We start from the raw sequence: 14,935 nt of genomic DNA, 5'->3' as shown, positions 1-14,935 counted from the left end.
CTTTTGTGCAAAAATTCGCACCTTGCAATTAGTAGGTGTAATGAGTTCCCGATACCGCTGGCCGCTCCCAATTCCACCAATCTACCTTGCCTAGAAACGCTGCTGTTATCGACTTTTCGGCTTTGAGTTTCAGCAGTTCCTTGGTTGGACCTGTTAGGACAGCTCCGTAGATGCGAACCCCGTTTTTATGCATGTAGCTGTATCGCTCTGCTATCTGTAGATCTCTGCCAAAGAGTAAGGATTTTCCGATATCGCGAGCCAGTTCTTCTTGCTCTGACAAATACCTCATTTCCTCCAGATAGTTTGCGATTACTCTGTCCCCATCCCCTTTTTCATATGCACCACCGTAATCCATTTCTCGCTGGGCAAATCCCCATACTTCCCCGGAACCAAATAGCACATCTCCGGCATCGCTTTCAGCCTGCTTGAGCTCTACCCCTGTGTCTACTGCAAGCCAGACTGTATCTTGACCCGAGGAGGTAACATGGCGGGTAACCAGTTTATAGTACTCCTCGTACGTCAGGAAGTGGTCAAAAGATATCGCAAGCTGCGAAACAGTTCCCTCGGGCAGCTTCTCCATTGTCGTCCAGACAGGTAAAGTCAGAGACATGGTATCCTCCGTTTCCCCCTCTGTCGGATAACGGAAAAACAACTTTTGCTCCCTGACCCCGTTCGTCCATTGCGGCTTCGCATTCACATTCCATAGCACATTCGTACTCTCAAAACGACCCGCGTTCTTTTCTTCTCCCCCAACCCTCTCACGCAGTTCCATGCTGATATTGCCGTACAGCAATCCAACTTGTGAACCGCTACTCCCCACTCTCACACCTGGCTGCGTAAAGTTGACCATCGACTTCGCAACGCGGAACAGATCTTCATGCATCAATGACCCGACCCAGCCATTCAGAATCAACAACACAACTCCGGCCAAAAAGGGAAGCCCTATAGTGAATCCAGCGTTGGACAACCGATTTTTCCACTTCCCCCGGCGAACAATGGCGCGCTGTTTTTCAGCTGACAGCGTTTCAGGCTGTTTGGTTTTCACGTTGTCCTCTCCCATTTCTTCCCCCAGCAAAAGCCTCTCCAACCGCTGTGCATATTCCTCGTCAGCAGCTATTTCCTCCTCGAATTGTTTTGAATCTTCTTCCGCCATTTCCCCACGCAAATAAGCAAGCAGTCTTTGCTCGCGATTATTCTCATCCTTGTTCATCATCGGCTTTCCTCCCTCCACAACTGCCGCATCTTTTGCCGTCCCCGAAACAAGGAACGTTTGACGTCTGCCAGCTCGATCCCGAGTACCACGGCCATTTCCGCGTAGGAAAACTGCATGGCAGATAACAAAATGACCTGTCTCTGCTTTTCCGGAAGCTTCTCCAAATAATCATGAGCCACTTCCCACAGCTCCTTGTTCACGACATGCTCTGCCGGATCGACCGCAGATTGATCACGCCGCTCTGGCAGGGCTTCCACAAACGCAAATCGTTGTTTCGTCTTCTTGCGATAACCGTCCACGAAAGCGTGATAGGCCACCTTGAACAGCCAGGGCCGTACTTTTTCTCCACGGTAGTCGTCCAAGGAAGAGAAGGCACGACAAAAGGTTTCCTGTGTCAAATCCTCTGCCAGCCTCTCATCTCGTGTCAGCCGGAAAAGATAGCGGTAAATATCGTTTACATGCAGCTGGTACACATCCTCCAGACCTACTTTCCCAAGCCGTTCACACCCCTTCCTCCCTTACCACGAAGGAATTGCCAAAAAGTTTCACCTTCGTCTTATTTTTCTAATAACCTGCTGCACATTCTCTGCAAAAACAAAGATTGACTCCTGACAATGAACGTCATATCATGGGGGGAAACGAATAACTCTTATCGCGAGCTGGCTGAGGGACTGGCCCTATGATGCCCGGCAACCGGCGCTATACCATGAAACGTACGATGATAATGCGTACCTTGGATAGCGAAACGGTGCTAATTCCAACGGATAAGAGTCGAGATGGAGCGTCTTTGGCTCGTCTCGGCTACTGACCCGAGAGATGAGAGGAGACGAGACGCTTTCATAGTCGACAACCGCCTCCCTGCTCAAAGGGGAGGCTTTTTTAATTCATACAAGGAGGATTAGACGTACCATGAGTGAACAACGTATCCTCGTTACCTATCTCACACAAGCAAAAGACTTGAACAAGAAAGCCCAAGCCATTGCTGTTGGTATGACAGTCGGCTCCTGGACGGACCTGCCGCTTGCCAAGCAAGCTGAGCTAGCACCGTATCTCGGTGAAGCCGTGAGCGCGACACCACTTGCGACACTGGAAAACGGAGAAACACGCGGTCTGATTACCGTCAGCTATCCGACTCGTAATTTTACAGCGGACATTCCATCCTTGTTGACTGGAATATTCGGCAAACTATCGATGGATGGCAAAATCAAGCTCGTCGACATCGTTTTCCCTGACTCATTCCTCCAGGCTTTTCCGGGACCGAAGTTCGGCATTGATGGTCTGCGCGAACGTTTAGGGGCACATAACCGTCCGCTCTTGATGAGCATTTTCAAATCGTGCCTGGGTCTTCCTTTCGACGATCTGAGGACGCAATTCCGGGCGCAAGCCTTGGGTGGAGTCGATCTCGTGAAAGATGACGAAATCTTCTTTGCAGATGACCGTGCTCCTTTTATCGAACGGATCAAAGCGTTCAAGCAAATCGCCCAAGAGACGGAAGCCGAAACAGGCAAGCCCGTCCTCTATGCAGCCAACTTGACTGGACCTGTGCATGAGCTGAACGAAAAAGCGAAACGTGCAGTAGATGCGGGTGCTGACTGCCTCTTGTTCAACGTGCTGGCCTTTGGTTTCGATGCCCTGCATCGTTTGGCAGCCGATCCTGATGTACACGTACCGATCATGGCACATCCAGCATTGGCAGGCGCTTACTATCCATCGCCTGACTACGGCATCGCCACCCCGCTTCTGCTCGGAACGTTGATGCGTGTAGCTGGGGCAGATTTGGTGCTCTTCCCATCTCCTTATGGCAATGTCGCCTTGGACAAAACAGAAGCGTTGCGGCTCGCCAAGCATTTGACCGACCCGCTGAACGGTGTCCGCCGTTCCTTCCCGGTTCCGTCTGCCGGCATTCATCCAGGGCTGGTTCCACAGCTGTATCAAGACTTTGGTTTAGATCAAATCGTCAATGCAGGAGGCGGAATCCACGGTCATCCCGGTGGAGCAACCGCAGGAGCGAAAGCGTTCGTTGCTGCGATTGAGGCTGTCACCGCTGGCCGAACATTGGAAGAAGCCGCAGCGGAATCACAAGAGCTGGCGATCGCCCTGGAAAAGTGGGGTGGCGCACGATGAGCAAAAAGCTCGTCCTGTTCTGCGATTTCGACGGAACGATTACCGAAAAAGACAACATTGTAGCGATTGTCCGCAAGTTTGCTCCCCCTGAGTGGGAAGCCTTGACGGAGCAAATCCTTTCACAAAAAATAAGCGTTCAGGAAGGGGTCGGCAAGCTGTTTCAGCTCCTGCCCTCCTCCTTGCGCCAGGACATTATCGATTTTATTGTCCAAGAAGCGACCATCCGCCCAGGATTTGCTGAATTCGTGAGCTATTGCCGCGAAGAAGGCATCGAGCTGTTGATCACGAGTGGCGGCATCGACTTTTTCCTGGAGCCTATCCTGGCACCTTTCGATCTCTCCGATGTGCCGATTTACTGCAACGGCAGTGATTTCAGCGGAGAGCGCATCACCATTACGTGGCCCAACGCTTGCGATGAACATTGCTCGAACGGCTGCGGCATGTGCAAGACGACAATCATCCGCCGTTACGATCCAGCATCCCATTTCCGCATCGTCATCGGCGATTCCATCACGGATTTGGCTGGAGCCAAAATCGCTGACTATGTGATTGCCCGTTCCTTCCTCGCTGACAAGGCGGAAGAGCTGCAATTGCCGCATAGCAAGTTTGCCACGTTCCACGATGTGATTCGCATTTTACAGCAAGTCCAACAGGAGGTTGTCTAAATCATGACCGCAACACTCGAACAACGTCTGGATGCCTTTCGCCGTCTGGATGACGCCAAGCTGACATTTGCCCGCCGGGACTGGTTTCCCGGCACCAGTGGCAATCTCTCCATAAAGATACAAAATGATCCCTTGCAATTTGCCGTAACGGCAAGTGGCAAAGACAAAACCAAGCTGTCCCCTGAAGATTATCTGGTCGTGGATCAAGACTCGCGTCCGGTGGATGAAACTGCACTCAAGCCTTCCGCGGAAACACTCATCCACGCTGTCGTCTACAAAACGTTCCCGAAGGCAGGTGCTTGCTTCCACGTCCATACCGTGTGGAACAACCTCATTTCCGAGCTGTACTTTGGACAACGCGCTTTCTCCCTTCAAGGACAAGAGCTGATCAAGGGACTTGGAATCTGGGAAGAAAACGCGCGCATTACTGTTCCGATTGTTGAGAACTTTGCCGATATTCCGACCTTGGCTGCCGAAATTGAAAAAGTGATCACACCAGAAGTTCCTGGCGTACTCATCCGTAACCACGGTATCTACACCTGGGGCGGAAATGACTTCGAAGCCAAGCGCCACCTGGAAGCTTTTGAATTCCTATTCGAGTATCACGCCCGCTGGCTGCAATTGCGCCAAGCAGTCGTGTCCACTACAACCACCAATTAAGGAGGAATAAACGATGGCACAAATTCGTTTTCACGACAACAATGAGTACATTTCAGCACCCGAGGAAGTTGTCTCCTTCCTGGACACTCAAGAGATCATTTACGAAAAATGGGGCGTGGATCGACTTGATCCAAAGCACCGTGATAACTACAGCCCAACCGACGAGGAGAAACAAGAAATTCTCGACACGTTCAAGCCGGAAATCGATGCGATCAGCAAACGTCGCGGTTACTTGACAGCAGACATTATCGTCCTCTCTGACAAAACGCCTAACCTCGACGAGTTGCTGGTGAAATTCAAGGGCGAGCATCACCACACCGACGATGAGTGCCGCTTCTGCGTCGATGGTCACGGTATTTTCGCTATCAAAGGCAAAGACGGTCGCTACTTCGACGTCGAGCTGGAGCCAGGCGATCTGATCTCCGTACCGCCGAACTACCGCCACTACTTCACCCTGATGGACGACCGCAAAATCAAAGCGATTCGCCTGTTCGTCACTCCTGCAGGCTGGGAAGCGATCTATTAAATAAGCAACACCCTGGTCCCGTTCGGATACCAGGGTGTTTTCTTATTTTATGACTCCATTTCCTTTAATCGTCACTTCTGGTTTCAATTGAACCGTTGCTTTTGAAAAGGCTGTCGGCCAGTCATCTTTAACTTTTTTCCATTCCTCATATTCATAGGCTCGCGCATAAAGGCCAAAACCAAAAGGATCCGTCTTGGCTTCCTGGCATTTTTTGATAAGCTGGGCATAGTTCTTGTGGAGTTCTTCGGCAATCATCTGTTCCAGCTTTTTGTACTCTTTTTCCATGTTGAAAGGAAACAGCCTCTCTGATATAGACACACGCAATTTCAACTGAATATCGAAATGGAATGTACCGTCTCGATAGGTCGTCTTCACTTTTTTGTTGACGCCTTTTACAAAAAAGCTGACTCTTTCCTTTACAATGGGATTCTGATCGCTTGGCAACTTAACCGGGAGAGTGACGGATATTTCTCCCTGTTTTCCATGAAGAAGCATCTGCAAGAGAATTGTATCCCGCGGCTCGATCAATCCGGCATAAGCTCCTTTTTTCGTTAACAATGCGGTTCCCATTACTCTCACCGCATGCTTCGTCTTCTTCAACTCCGATATATGGGGCGTCATGCCTTTTTCAAACATTTGCCGATGAAATTCCTGCGCTCTGGTCTTTACCGTCAGATTTCTTTGATTGGCTGTATCAATTAATTTCGTCATATGCAGCGCAAGGCGAGGTTTGTCCTTTGGCTTGTATTCAAACAGCTCGTTCAAAGGGCCATCAAGCATGACCATTCGTGCGTTGACTGTGAACTTCGCATCACGAAAAACGACATCCAATAACCGAAACCAATCCGGGTGCTGCAATAAACGCTTTCCCAGCACAATCAATTGGATTTTGCCTGATACGGTCAGAGCCGTTACGATCTCATCAAAGCCCATTCTCGCTTCTCGCATGCTAGATGCCCGGAGGCCGAATTCCTCTGTTTTTTCTTTTGCTTCCCTGCTGAACACTGGGCTTGTCATATAAATGAGGAGTTCATTTTTTTCATTCAAATCAATTCCGATCATAAGAGAAAGGGTTGCATCCTCGAGATTCAATCGATCGTAACACCCGGTTAGCATCACGATCAAAACGAACGACAAAATGATCCGTATAAACCGCTTCATGCTTCTTTCCCCCCCGCTCCTCGCTTTGACAGCCAAATTGGTCCCCAAGCCAATAGTGGAAGTAAGTAAGCAATTATCAGTCCAACAAAACTCCAGGTCTCTGTCATTTTTTTCAGGTCAACAAAAGAAGGCGTATACACCCAAGCCACAACCGATAGTAGCATCAGGAGCACCCATAAATGCTTTCGATGATCCCGGCTATTGAATAACTGGCTTGTAGAGAAAACGGTGAAATACAGGTAGGTCAATCCCGTTGTCGATAAAATGAACAAGTAAAACGCGAGAAAAATAATATCGATGCGCTCCAGAAAGCGATATTCTATCACCTTCCACAAGTTCAGCGTAGGCCATACATATTCAACGATCTCATCCGGGCAGAAAAAAGCAAAGCAAATGATTGTGATGTACAAATAAACGAGCAAGGTCAGCGTGTTTGCCACGACAATGCCGACTGATGCGTATTGTTTTTTCTGCAGAAAGGGGTAAACAAAATACGCCATTTCAAACCCAAGAAAGGACAAAACCGTAGTCTTGCTGGCTGTCAATATCGGCATCCACCCCTCTTTTATCAGAGGCAAAAAGTGCAACCAATGTGCGTCCTTTAAAGCGGTCGCGAGGACAAGCGGCATCCAGAGAGTGAGATAAAACACCAGCTCAGAATACCTCCCAATCACACGCAGTCCCCCCTGTACGACGATATAGGCGGGAATCGCAAGCAGGATAACAATGATGTACGCAGGTGTCTGTGACAATATCCATACATTAATGATCGCAGTGGTATTGGCAATGAGGACGGTCGTTGCAAGTGCAAAATACATGCCCATCAATATCGTCGCCACTTTTCCCAAATACTTGCCCAACAGGAGGTGGAATATATCGATGATCGTCTTATCCGGGTAACGTTTCATCATATTCGTGGTAACGAGGCTTACGAGCACGGCTGCTGCCCATCCAATAAACAAGGACATCCATCCGTCTGTCCCCGCCTGTTCCGCCAATTCTCGCGGTATTGTCAAGACACCGATCCCGACCTGCGTCCCGTGAATGAGAAGGATGTATTGGAGGACGGACAGCTCGTAATATGCGTACTTTTTCATTTCGCATCCCCCTCTGGCTGATTATCCCCTTGCCGCTTAGCCTGGACCGTTCTGGCTCCCTTGGGGCGATCAAGCATCTTCCACATAGGCAAACGAACAAACAGGTCTTTCCAATCTGAGAAGCGTACAGGAGCCAGAGGACTTCCATAGGGGACACCCAGGGATTGTAACGAAATCAAATGACCAATTAGGGCCATAAGCCCCACTACAATCCCGACGATTCCAAACATCGCCGCCAAGACCATCATGGCAAAACGGATGAGTCTGATTGCGGAAGACATATCGTAATTCGGGATGATAAACGAAGATATCGCGGTAAAAGCCACGACAATCACCATAATGTTACTTACGATTCCGGCTTGGACGACTGCTTGACCGATAACGATACCGCCGACGATACCGACTGTTTGTCCAATTGGAGCAGGCAAGCGAATCCCAGATTCCCGGAGCATTTCCAGTGTGAGCTCCATGAGCAGCGCTTCCAGCAAAGGAGGAAACGGCACTTTTTCGCGCGACTCTCCGATCGACAGGATCAAATCGAGCGGGATGACCTCATAATTGAATGAAATCAACGCAATATAGATCGCGGGCAAAAAAGTGGCCACGATAAAAGCCAGGTATCGAAGCAAGCGAATAAATGAAGCAACAGGCCAGCGTATGCTGTAATCATCGACATTTTGGAAAAAGGAAACAAAAGAAACGGGAGCAATCATTACGCTTGGTGATCGATCAACGACAACGGCAATCTTCCCTTGAAGCAAATGAGAGCTGGTCGTATCAGGTCTTTCCGTTGTGATGAACTGTGGAAAAGGGGAGTATGGATTATCCTCGATATACTCCTCCAGCTCTCCTGTATTGAGGATCGAATCAACCTTGATTCGTCCAAGCCGATCTTCCAGCTCCTGCAGCACCTGCGGATTGACGACATCGGCCAAATACATGATAGAGAGCTTTGTCCCCCCTCGTTCTCCGATCCAAATCTCTTTGATTTTCAGCTCGCGGTTAGGAATATAGCGGCGAATTAAGGCGATGTTTTGGGAGTCGGTTTCGACAAATCCTTGATGAGCTCCCTTCAGTGAGGCCTCCAGCTGCGGGTCTTCAAGAGCCCTCTGCGGCCATCCATTTGTCTCGACCACGAGCGCTTCTTTTCGTCCCTCGATAAATAGAACGCTGCTTCCCTTCAAAATATCGTTTTCTACGGTCTGAAAGTCGTATACAACGGACACCTTACCAACGGATAACAGGTCAAAAATACTGGGGCTTTCTCCTTCTCTATGAGACAACAGGGGACGAAGCACGTTATTGTTTATAGAGTTTTTGTCAACCAATCCGGTTAGATAGACAAGTGTGACCTTACCACCCGCATGTCGGCTGTCAAACGTCCGTATCACCAAATCAGGCGTCATCGTAAAGATCGCATTCAGCTCAGCAATATTATCGTCTAATCGCTCACTGATCTCACGAACATGGATAGGCGCACTCGAGTGGCTAATCCTGTCTTTGACCGATGTCTTTTTTCTTCTTAGCCACCCTCTCATCGCCATTTCGTACACTCCCGCCCTTTGCGAAGTATGTTCTGTTAGCGTTCGTGAGAGCTTCCCAAAATATGCATGCGAATTGGCACATCCTGCCGCCAAATCGAATAAATCCCAACGCCCTGCAAATACTGTTGGGAGTACGAGTGATTTGAACCAACCATATCATTCAGTACTTGTTGCCGCAGCTCATGCAGCTTTTCGTCAACGAACAGATAAACAATGAAAAGGAGCAAAGTCTGAGCTTTGCTCCCTTTCCCATTTACTGTTTGGAACTACACCACATATGCTCCCGCTTCGATCACACGATCCGCAATGGAACGCTTGAGTGCCACCGTGTTGATCGGCGTGCGGCGAGTCAGCTTTTTGAGGATCGAGAGGCGCAGACGAAGCTCGTCGCCCTCTTCCATCGCCGCCAATGCTTCTTTTGCCCAGCCTTCGATACGATCGAACGCCTCATGCACATACACAGCGGTCATTTCCAGCTTTTGCTGCTCGGCTTCGATGCCATTTGCTGCCATTGCTTTCTCTGTCCGCTTCACGATGCTGTCCATTGCATACAGCTCGATCAGCATGTCAGCCGCGAATGCCAAGAGTTCCTGTTCTTTGGACATCGCCTGTTGGTATTTCATCAGCGCAGAACCAGCCACCATCAAAATGATTTTGCGCGTGATGTTGATCAGATGCTTCTCCATAGCCAAAGGGGCATCTTCAATCTCTTCCGGATAATAGCTCATCAGATCTGCTTGCAGGCTGCTTGCTGCTTGCATAAGCGGCAGCTCGCCTTTCATCGCCTTTTTCACGAGCGTATCCGGGATGAGCATGCGGTTGATTTCGTTCGTTCCTTCGAAAATGCGGTTAATCCGCGAGTCACGGTACATGTTCTCGATCTCATACTCGGACATAAAGCCGTATCCACCGTGGATTTGCACGCCTTCGTCCACGCAGTAATCCAAAACCTCCGTGGCAAATACTTTATTGATCGAGCATTCGATTGCATAATCGGCAATCGCCTTCGCAACCTCCGCGCCATCATCTGCTTTCTCACCCAAGCGAGTCAGCGCTGTATCGAACAGACCCACTGTCCGATAGACGGAGCTTTCAGCCGCATACGTTTTCACTGCCATGTTCGCCAGTTTGTTTTTGATTAAGGTAAAGTTGGCAATTGGTGTTTTGAACTGCTTGCGTTCTTTTGCGTAGTTTGTAGCGAGTTCCACCGCTTTTTTCGAGGAGCCGACTGCGCCCACTGCGAGCTTGTAACGACCAACGTTCAAGATGTTGAACGCGATCACGTGACCTCTTCCAGGCTCACCGAGCAGATTGGCTACCGGCACAGGTACATCTTGCAAAATGACTGTGCGTGTCGAGGAGCATTTGATCCCCATCTTCTTCTCTTCCGGTCCAAACGAAACACCTGGGAATGTGCGCTCGACGATAAAGGCAGTAAATTTCTCGCTATCAATTTTCGCGTATACGATAAACACATCAGCAAAGCCAGCATTTGTGATCCATTGCTTCTCTCCGTTGAGAATATAGTGCGTGCCATCTGCGGAGAGCGTCGCTGTCGTTTTCGCACCCAGCGCATCTGAGCCAGAGCCTGGCTCTGTCAGGCAGTAAGCAGCGATTCGTTTTCCAGACGCCAGATCAGGCAGGTAACGCTGTTTTTGCTCCTCGTTTCCAAAGTACACGATCGGCAGTGAGCCGATACCGACATGGGCGCCATAGCTGAGTGCAAAGCCGCGAGCCAGCGAGAACTTTTCTGTGACGAGTGCAGTGCTGACTTTATCCAGCCCCAGTCCCTCGTATTTCTCCGGAACGTCACCGGCTAACAGACCGAGCTCCCCTGCTTCCTTCAACAGACGAACCGAAATATCAAATTGGTGGTTTTCAAGCTCTTCCAGATGAGGACGAACTTCATTGTTCACGAAATCCTCTGTCGTCTTGGCGATCATCTTTTGCTCTTCGGTGTATTCTTCTGGCACGAATACATCATCAGCTGAACCTGCATCGATCAAAAAGCTTCCACCGCGGATCAAATCTTTTGTTTCTGCCATTACTATCCCTCTCCTTATTTTAAAATTAGATCATCTCAAAAACGCCAGCGGCTCCCATTCCCCCGCCGATACACATCGTAACGACTCCGTATTTGCCGCCTCTGCGCTTCATTTCATTCAAAAGCTGGACGGTCAGCTTGGCACCACTGCAACCGAGTGGATGCCCTAATGCGATTGCCCCGCCATTTACATTGACCTTTTCAGGATCGAGTCCCAACTCGCGAATCACGGCAATCGATTGAGAAGCGAATGCTTCGTTTAACTCAAACAGATCGACATCCTCCAAGCTGATTCCCGCCAGCTTCAACGCTTTTGGAATCGCGACAACCGGACCAATCCCCATGACGTCAGGGTCTACACCGCCAACCGTAAAGGAACGGAACTTGGCAATCGGCTCGACACCCAGCTCGGCTGCTTTTTCGGCAGACATCACGAGAACTGCTGCCGCGCCGTCGCTCGTTTGCGAAGAGTTTCCTGCCGTTACGCTGCCTTGCACGTGAAAGACCGGCCTGAGCTTGGCGAGTGCCTCCATCGTCGTGTCCGAGCGCGCTCCTTCATCCTTGTCAAAAATACGTTCCTGGACGTGGACCTTGCCAGCTTCATCCACGAAATGCTGCTTGACTGTCAATGGTACGATTTCATCTTGGAATTTCCCTGAAGCAATCGCAGCCGTCGCACGCTGATGGCTTTGCAGAGCAAAAGCATCCTGATCCTCACGAGAAATGTTGTACCTCTTCGCTACTTCTTCAGCCGTATGCCCCATGCTCATGTACGCTTCCGGCTTCGTTTCAACCAGAGTCGGATTGAGTGCAATTTTGTGACCGAGCATTGGCACCAGACTCATGCTCTCCACCCCGCCAGCGACAACCACATCGGAGCTGCCGACCATGATCTGCTGAGCAGCGTAAGCAATCGTCTGCAAACCGGAAGAGCAAAAGCGATTGATCGTGATTCCCGATACATTTGTCGGCAATCCGGCACGCAGTCCGATCAAGCGAGCCATATTCATGCCTTGCTCGGCTTCCGGTACAGCCGTCCCCATGATGATATCCTCGATATCCGCCGGATCGAGCTGTGGCACGCGTCGCAACAGGTCGCTTACAACTGCGGCTCCCATATCGACTGGATGAAAATCCTTGAGACTTCCTTTTTTCGCTTTCCCGATAGCGGTGCGGGCCCCCGCGACAATAACTGCTTCTCTCATCGTTATCCCTCCCTCTTCCTAGTTACGCAAAGGCTTGTTTTTGGTCAGCATATGCTGCATCCGTTGCTGGCTTTTCGGTGTCTTGATCAGTTCGAGGAACGCTTGCTTTTCCAGCTCCAGAATGTAGCTTTCTGTCACTTCTGTACCCGCCGGCACGTTACCACCAGACATGACATAGGCAACTTTGCTTGCGATCAGTTCATCATGCTCGGAAATATATCCACTCTTCTTCATGGCATAAATATTTTGGCGCAGGTTCGCATAACCCGTTTCTCCGATGACGCGAATTTTGCGTGGCGCTGGCGGCGTGTAGCCCTCTTTATCCATCGCGAGCACCAGCTGCTTCGCATCGTATAGCAGATGATCAGCATTCACGCTGATGCGGTCAGTCGGTCGCAGGTACCCCAGATTGATGGCTTCCTGACCACTCGTAGATACCTTTGCCATGGCAATGGCTTCAAACGCCTTCGCAACGAATGGGAACGGATCAACTGGCACGCTGCCTCCCTCTGGAACGTTTTCCATTGCTCGGAACAGCATCTCCTTCGTTCCTCCGCCACCTGGCAGAAGTCCTACTCCCACCTCTACCAGTCCGAGGTACGTCTCTGCCGATACCTGCACGCGATCCGCGAGATAGACCACCTCGACACCGCCGCCCAGTGTCATGCCGAACGGCGCTGCGACGACTGGACGATGCATGTAGCGCAGTGCCCGTGCTGTTTTGTGGAAGTTCGTGACGAGCATATCGAGCTCCAGCCAGTTCTCATCCTGAGCTTCCATCAGCGCCATGGCGAGATTCATCCCGACGCAGAAGTTTTTGCCTTGATTACCGATAACTAGGCCAGCGAAGTTCTTTTGCACTTCCTCTGCGGCCTGGCTTGCCATGTGCAGGACATCCATCCCGAGTGCATTGTGCGGGGAGGTGAATTCCAGACATGCGACTCCATCGCCCAAATCGATCAAGGCGGCACCCGCATTTTTCTTGATCAGCTTGCCTTGTTCCTTAAGGGCGGCCAGGTTGATGTTTTCCTTGCTCTCTTCGATGTCCTTGTAAGTGCCTCCGATAGAAAACACACTGCGCTTTCCTTGCTCTTTTTGATAAAAGGAGGTTTTCCCACTCGCGAGCAGCTCCTCAACGAGTGCTGGAATCTTCTCGTTTTCCTCACGCATTCTTGCCACTGACTTTTCGAGACCGATAGCATCCCATGTTTCGAACGGCCCCATCTCCCAGCCGAAGCCCCACTTCATGGCCTGGTCAACAGAGACGATATCGTCTGCGATCTCATGCGCCTTTTCAGCAGAGTACAGCAGTACCTTTTTGAAGACACTCCAGACGAACTCACTGCCCTTGTCCTTGCCGTATGCGAGCGCTCTCAACTTCTCAGGCAAAGTCTTGGCTGTTTTGGCTGCTTCGAGGGAAGCGAACTTCGGCCTCACACTTGGACGGTATTCCAGCGTGTCAACCGACAGAGCCATAATCTCTTTGCCTTTCTCTGTCTTCACCTGCTTGAAAAAGCCTTGACCAGCCTTTTGCCCGATCCATCTTTTCTCCACCATTTGCAGAACGAACTCCGGCACTTCAAAAACCGAGCGCTCCTGCTCATCCGTGCTTTTATTCCTGACGTTACCAGCCACATGTACGTACGTATCCAGTCCGACGACATCGAGTGTGCGGAACGTCGCGCTTTTTGGACGGCCGATGACCGGTCCTGTCAACGCATCTACCTCATCTACCCCAAGCCCCAGTCGCACCATTTCGTGGATCGAAACCTGCAATCCATATGTACCGATGCGATTAGCGATAAAGTTAGGCGTATCCTTGCAAACGACCATTCCTTTGCCGAGCACATGCTCACCAAAATGCTTCATGAAAGAGATAACTTGCGGGTCTGTATCAAGACCTGGGATCAGCTCCAACAGTTTCAAGTAGCGCGGTGGGTTAAAAAAGTGCGTGCCGAGGAAATGCTTGCGGAAGTCATCAGAGCGTCCCTCTGCCATTTCGTTGATTGAAACCCCGGACGTATTGGAAGACACGATGGTCCCTGGCTTGCGATGCGCTTCTACCATGGCGAAGACGCTTTTCTTCACCTCGATGTTCTCGACAACTACCTCAATAATCCAATCGACCTCGCTCAAGCAAGCCAGATGGTCTTCGAAGTTACCAACTGTAATCAGGTCGATGTTCTTTTTATCGTAGAGCGGCGCCGGCTTCTCCTTCAAAAGTCGGTCACGGCCCGCTTGTGCGATCCGGTTTTTCACCACGCTATCAGACAAAGAAAGTCCTTTTGCACTCTCATCTGCTGTTAATTCACGCGGCACGATGTCCAGTAAATAAGTGGGAATACCGACGTTGGCTAAATGTGCTGCGATCCCGGCGCCCATGACGCCTGAACCGAGAACTGCCGCCTTGCGAATTTTGCGTTCCATCTCCAAATCCTCCTTTTTAAAAACCTAGTCATGGCTTATTCATGGTCAAAAGAATGGCCTCGCAACAGTGAATACCTAATATTCAGACTAGCAGATCATTTTTAAAACTTCTACTTTCTCTATAGATATTCCTGTGTACATCAGCACATGTCTCATGTTGAATGAATGCTCATTCAGTGTGTGGGTTAAAAAATGACATCCCACGTTTTGGCTGTCTTACACGCCCGGAGATGCTACGCTCCCACCAACTGAATCACCGTTCAGTTTTT

General features: G+C 50.2%; 13 protein-coding genes and 1 riboswitch. Of the genes, 4 read left to right on the top strand and 9 right to left on the bottom strand.

What is annotated here, in order from left to right; all coding sequences use genetic code 11:
- Positions 1 to 28: 28 nt before the first annotated feature.
- Together FB479_RS21020 and FB479_RS21015 are read right to left on the bottom strand one after the other, a co-directional pair.
- A complete protein-coding gene (locus FB479_RS21020; RefSeq protein ID WP_142066599.1) occupies positions 29 to 1,213 on the bottom strand; it encodes an anti-sigma factor in 1,185 nt (394 codons plus the stop codon).
- Positions 1,210 to 1,686, bottom strand: a complete 477-nt coding sequence (locus FB479_RS21015) for a sigma-70 family RNA polymerase sigma factor (RefSeq protein WP_142066598.1) — start codon at positions 1,684 to 1,686, stop codon at positions 1,210 to 1,212. Before FB479_RS21015 ends, FB479_RS21020 begins: the two co-directional genes overlap by 4 nt.
- 173 nt (positions 1,687 to 1,859) lie before the next feature.
- Positions 1,860 to 2,036, top strand: a riboswitch (SAM riboswitch).
- Positions 2,037 to 2,122: 86 nt separating this feature from the next.
- Between FB479_RS21015 and FB479_RS21010 the strand changes: the two genes are divergently transcribed.
- From FB479_RS21010 to FB479_RS20995, 4 genes are read left to right on the top strand one after another with little or no spacing between them, the layout of a single operon-like run.
- Positions 2,123 to 3,337 carry a 2,3-diketo-5-methylthiopentyl-1-phosphate enolase gene (locus FB479_RS21010; RefSeq protein ID WP_142066597.1) on the top strand — a complete coding sequence of 405 codons (1,215 nt, stop codon included), beginning with the start codon at positions 2,123 to 2,125 and terminating at the stop codon, positions 3,335 to 3,337.
- Positions 3,334 to 4,002 (top strand): 2-hydroxy-3-keto-5-methylthiopentenyl-1-phosphate phosphatase, encoded by a 669-nt coding sequence (locus tag FB479_RS21005; RefSeq protein ID WP_142066596.1) that lies wholly within the window; start codon positions 3,334 to 3,336, stop codon positions 4,000 to 4,002. The genes FB479_RS21010 and FB479_RS21005 overlap by 4 nt, the downstream gene beginning before the upstream one ends.
- Before the next feature lie 3 nt (positions 4,003 to 4,005).
- The gene (locus tag FB479_RS21000) at positions 4,006 to 4,662 is read left to right on the top strand and encodes a methylthioribulose 1-phosphate dehydratase (RefSeq protein ID WP_142066595.1); all 657 of its coding nucleotides are present in this window, start codon (positions 4,006 to 4,008) and stop codon (positions 4,660 to 4,662) included.
- Positions 4,663 to 4,675: 13 nt separating this feature from the next.
- Complete coding sequence (locus FB479_RS20995) at positions 4,676 to 5,188, top strand: 1,2-dihydroxy-3-keto-5-methylthiopentene dioxygenase (RefSeq protein WP_047073142.1); 513 nt, start codon at positions 4,676 to 4,678, stop codon at positions 5,186 to 5,188.
- A 42-nt stretch (positions 5,189 to 5,230) separates the two neighbouring features.
- On the opposite strand, the gene FB479_RS20990 is transcribed toward FB479_RS20995, so the two are convergent.
- Genes FB479_RS20990 through FB479_RS20965 form a run of 7 tightly spaced genes read right to left on the bottom strand, consistent with a single transcriptional unit; the run spans position 5,231 to position 14,666 of the window.
- On the bottom strand, positions 5,231 to 6,349 hold the full coding sequence (locus tag FB479_RS20990) for a Ger(x)C family spore germination protein (protein ID WP_142066594.1): 1,119 nt from the start codon (positions 6,347 to 6,349) through the stop codon (positions 5,231 to 5,233).
- A complete protein-coding gene (locus FB479_RS20985; protein WP_106656254.1) occupies positions 6,346 to 7,446 on the bottom strand; it encodes a GerAB/ArcD/ProY family transporter in 1,101 nt (366 codons plus the stop codon). Before FB479_RS20985 ends, FB479_RS20990 begins: the two co-directional genes overlap by 4 nt.
- On the bottom strand, positions 7,443 to 8,990 hold the full coding sequence (locus FB479_RS20980; protein WP_142066593.1) for a spore germination protein: 1,548 nt from the start codon (positions 8,988 to 8,990) through the stop codon (positions 7,443 to 7,445). The genes FB479_RS20985 and FB479_RS20980 overlap by 4 nt, the downstream gene beginning before the upstream one ends.
- Before the next feature lie 35 nt (positions 8,991 to 9,025).
- Entirely contained in the window at positions 9,026 to 9,217 is a 192-nt protein-coding gene (locus FB479_RS30570) for a hypothetical protein (RefSeq protein WP_185746395.1), read from the bottom strand.
- Positions 9,218 to 9,256: 39 nt separating this feature from the next.
- Positions 9,257 to 11,035 carry an acyl-CoA dehydrogenase family protein gene (locus tag FB479_RS20975; RefSeq protein ID WP_142066592.1) on the bottom strand — a complete coding sequence of 593 codons (1,779 nt, stop codon included), beginning with the start codon at positions 11,033 to 11,035 and terminating at the stop codon, positions 9,257 to 9,259.
- A gap of 25 nt (positions 11,036 to 11,060) precedes the next feature.
- The gene (locus FB479_RS20970) at positions 11,061 to 12,239 is read right to left on the bottom strand and encodes an acetyl-CoA C-acetyltransferase (RefSeq protein ID WP_142066591.1); all 1,179 of its coding nucleotides are present in this window, start codon (positions 12,237 to 12,239) and stop codon (positions 11,061 to 11,063) included.
- A gap of 18 nt (positions 12,240 to 12,257) precedes the next feature.
- Positions 12,258 to 14,666, bottom strand: coding sequence for a 3-hydroxyacyl-CoA dehydrogenase/enoyl-CoA hydratase family protein (locus tag FB479_RS20965; RefSeq protein WP_142066590.1), 2,409 nt, complete (start codon positions 14,664 to 14,666; stop codon positions 12,258 to 12,260).
- Between the last annotated feature and the right edge of the window lie 269 nt (positions 14,667 to 14,935).

Origin of the sequence: Brevibacillus sp. AG162 (assembly GCF_006715575.1) — a bacterium.
Taxonomy (GTDB): Bacteria; Bacillota; Bacilli; order Brevibacillales; family Brevibacillaceae; genus Brevibacillus; species Brevibacillus brevis.
The sequence above is the reverse complement of the archived record's forward strand: the minus strand, read 5'-3'. Positions and strand labels throughout refer to the sequence as shown.

Coding starts and splice junctions, on each gene's coding strand:
- FB479_RS21020 (WP_142066599.1), bottom strand. CDS start 1,213: ATGATGAACAAGGATGAGAATAATCGCGAGCAAAGACTGCTTGCTTAT.
- FB479_RS21010 (WP_142066597.1), top strand. CDS start 2,123: ATGAGTGAACAACGTATCCTCGTTACCTATCTCACACAAGCAAAAGAC.
- FB479_RS21005 (WP_142066596.1), top strand. CDS start 3,334: ATGAGCAAAAAGCTCGTCCTGTTCTGCGATTTCGACGGAACGATTACC.
- FB479_RS21000 (WP_142066595.1), top strand. CDS start 4,006: ATGACCGCAACACTCGAACAACGTCTGGATGCCTTTCGCCGTCTGGAT.
- FB479_RS20995 (WP_047073142.1), top strand. CDS start 4,676: ATGGCACAAATTCGTTTTCACGACAACAATGAGTACATTTCAGCACCC.
- FB479_RS20990 (WP_142066594.1), bottom strand. CDS start 6,349: ATGAAGCGGTTTATACGGATCATTTTGTCGTTCGTTTTGATCGTGATG.
- FB479_RS20985 (WP_106656254.1), bottom strand. CDS start 7,446: ATGAAAAAGTACGCATATTACGAGCTGTCCGTCCTCCAATACATCCTT.
- FB479_RS20980 (WP_142066593.1), bottom strand. CDS start 8,990: ATGGCGATGAGAGGGTGGCTAAGAAGAAAAAAGACATCGGTCAAAGAC.
- FB479_RS20975 (WP_142066592.1), bottom strand. CDS start 11,035: ATGGCAGAAACAAAAGATTTGATCCGCGGTGGAAGCTTTTTGATCGAT.
- FB479_RS20970 (WP_142066591.1), bottom strand. CDS start 12,239: ATGAGAGAAGCAGTTATTGTCGCGGGGGCCCGCACCGCTATCGGGAAA.
- FB479_RS20965 (WP_142066590.1), bottom strand. CDS start 14,666: ATGGAACGCAAAATTCGCAAGGCGGCAGTTCTCGGTTCAGGCGTCATG.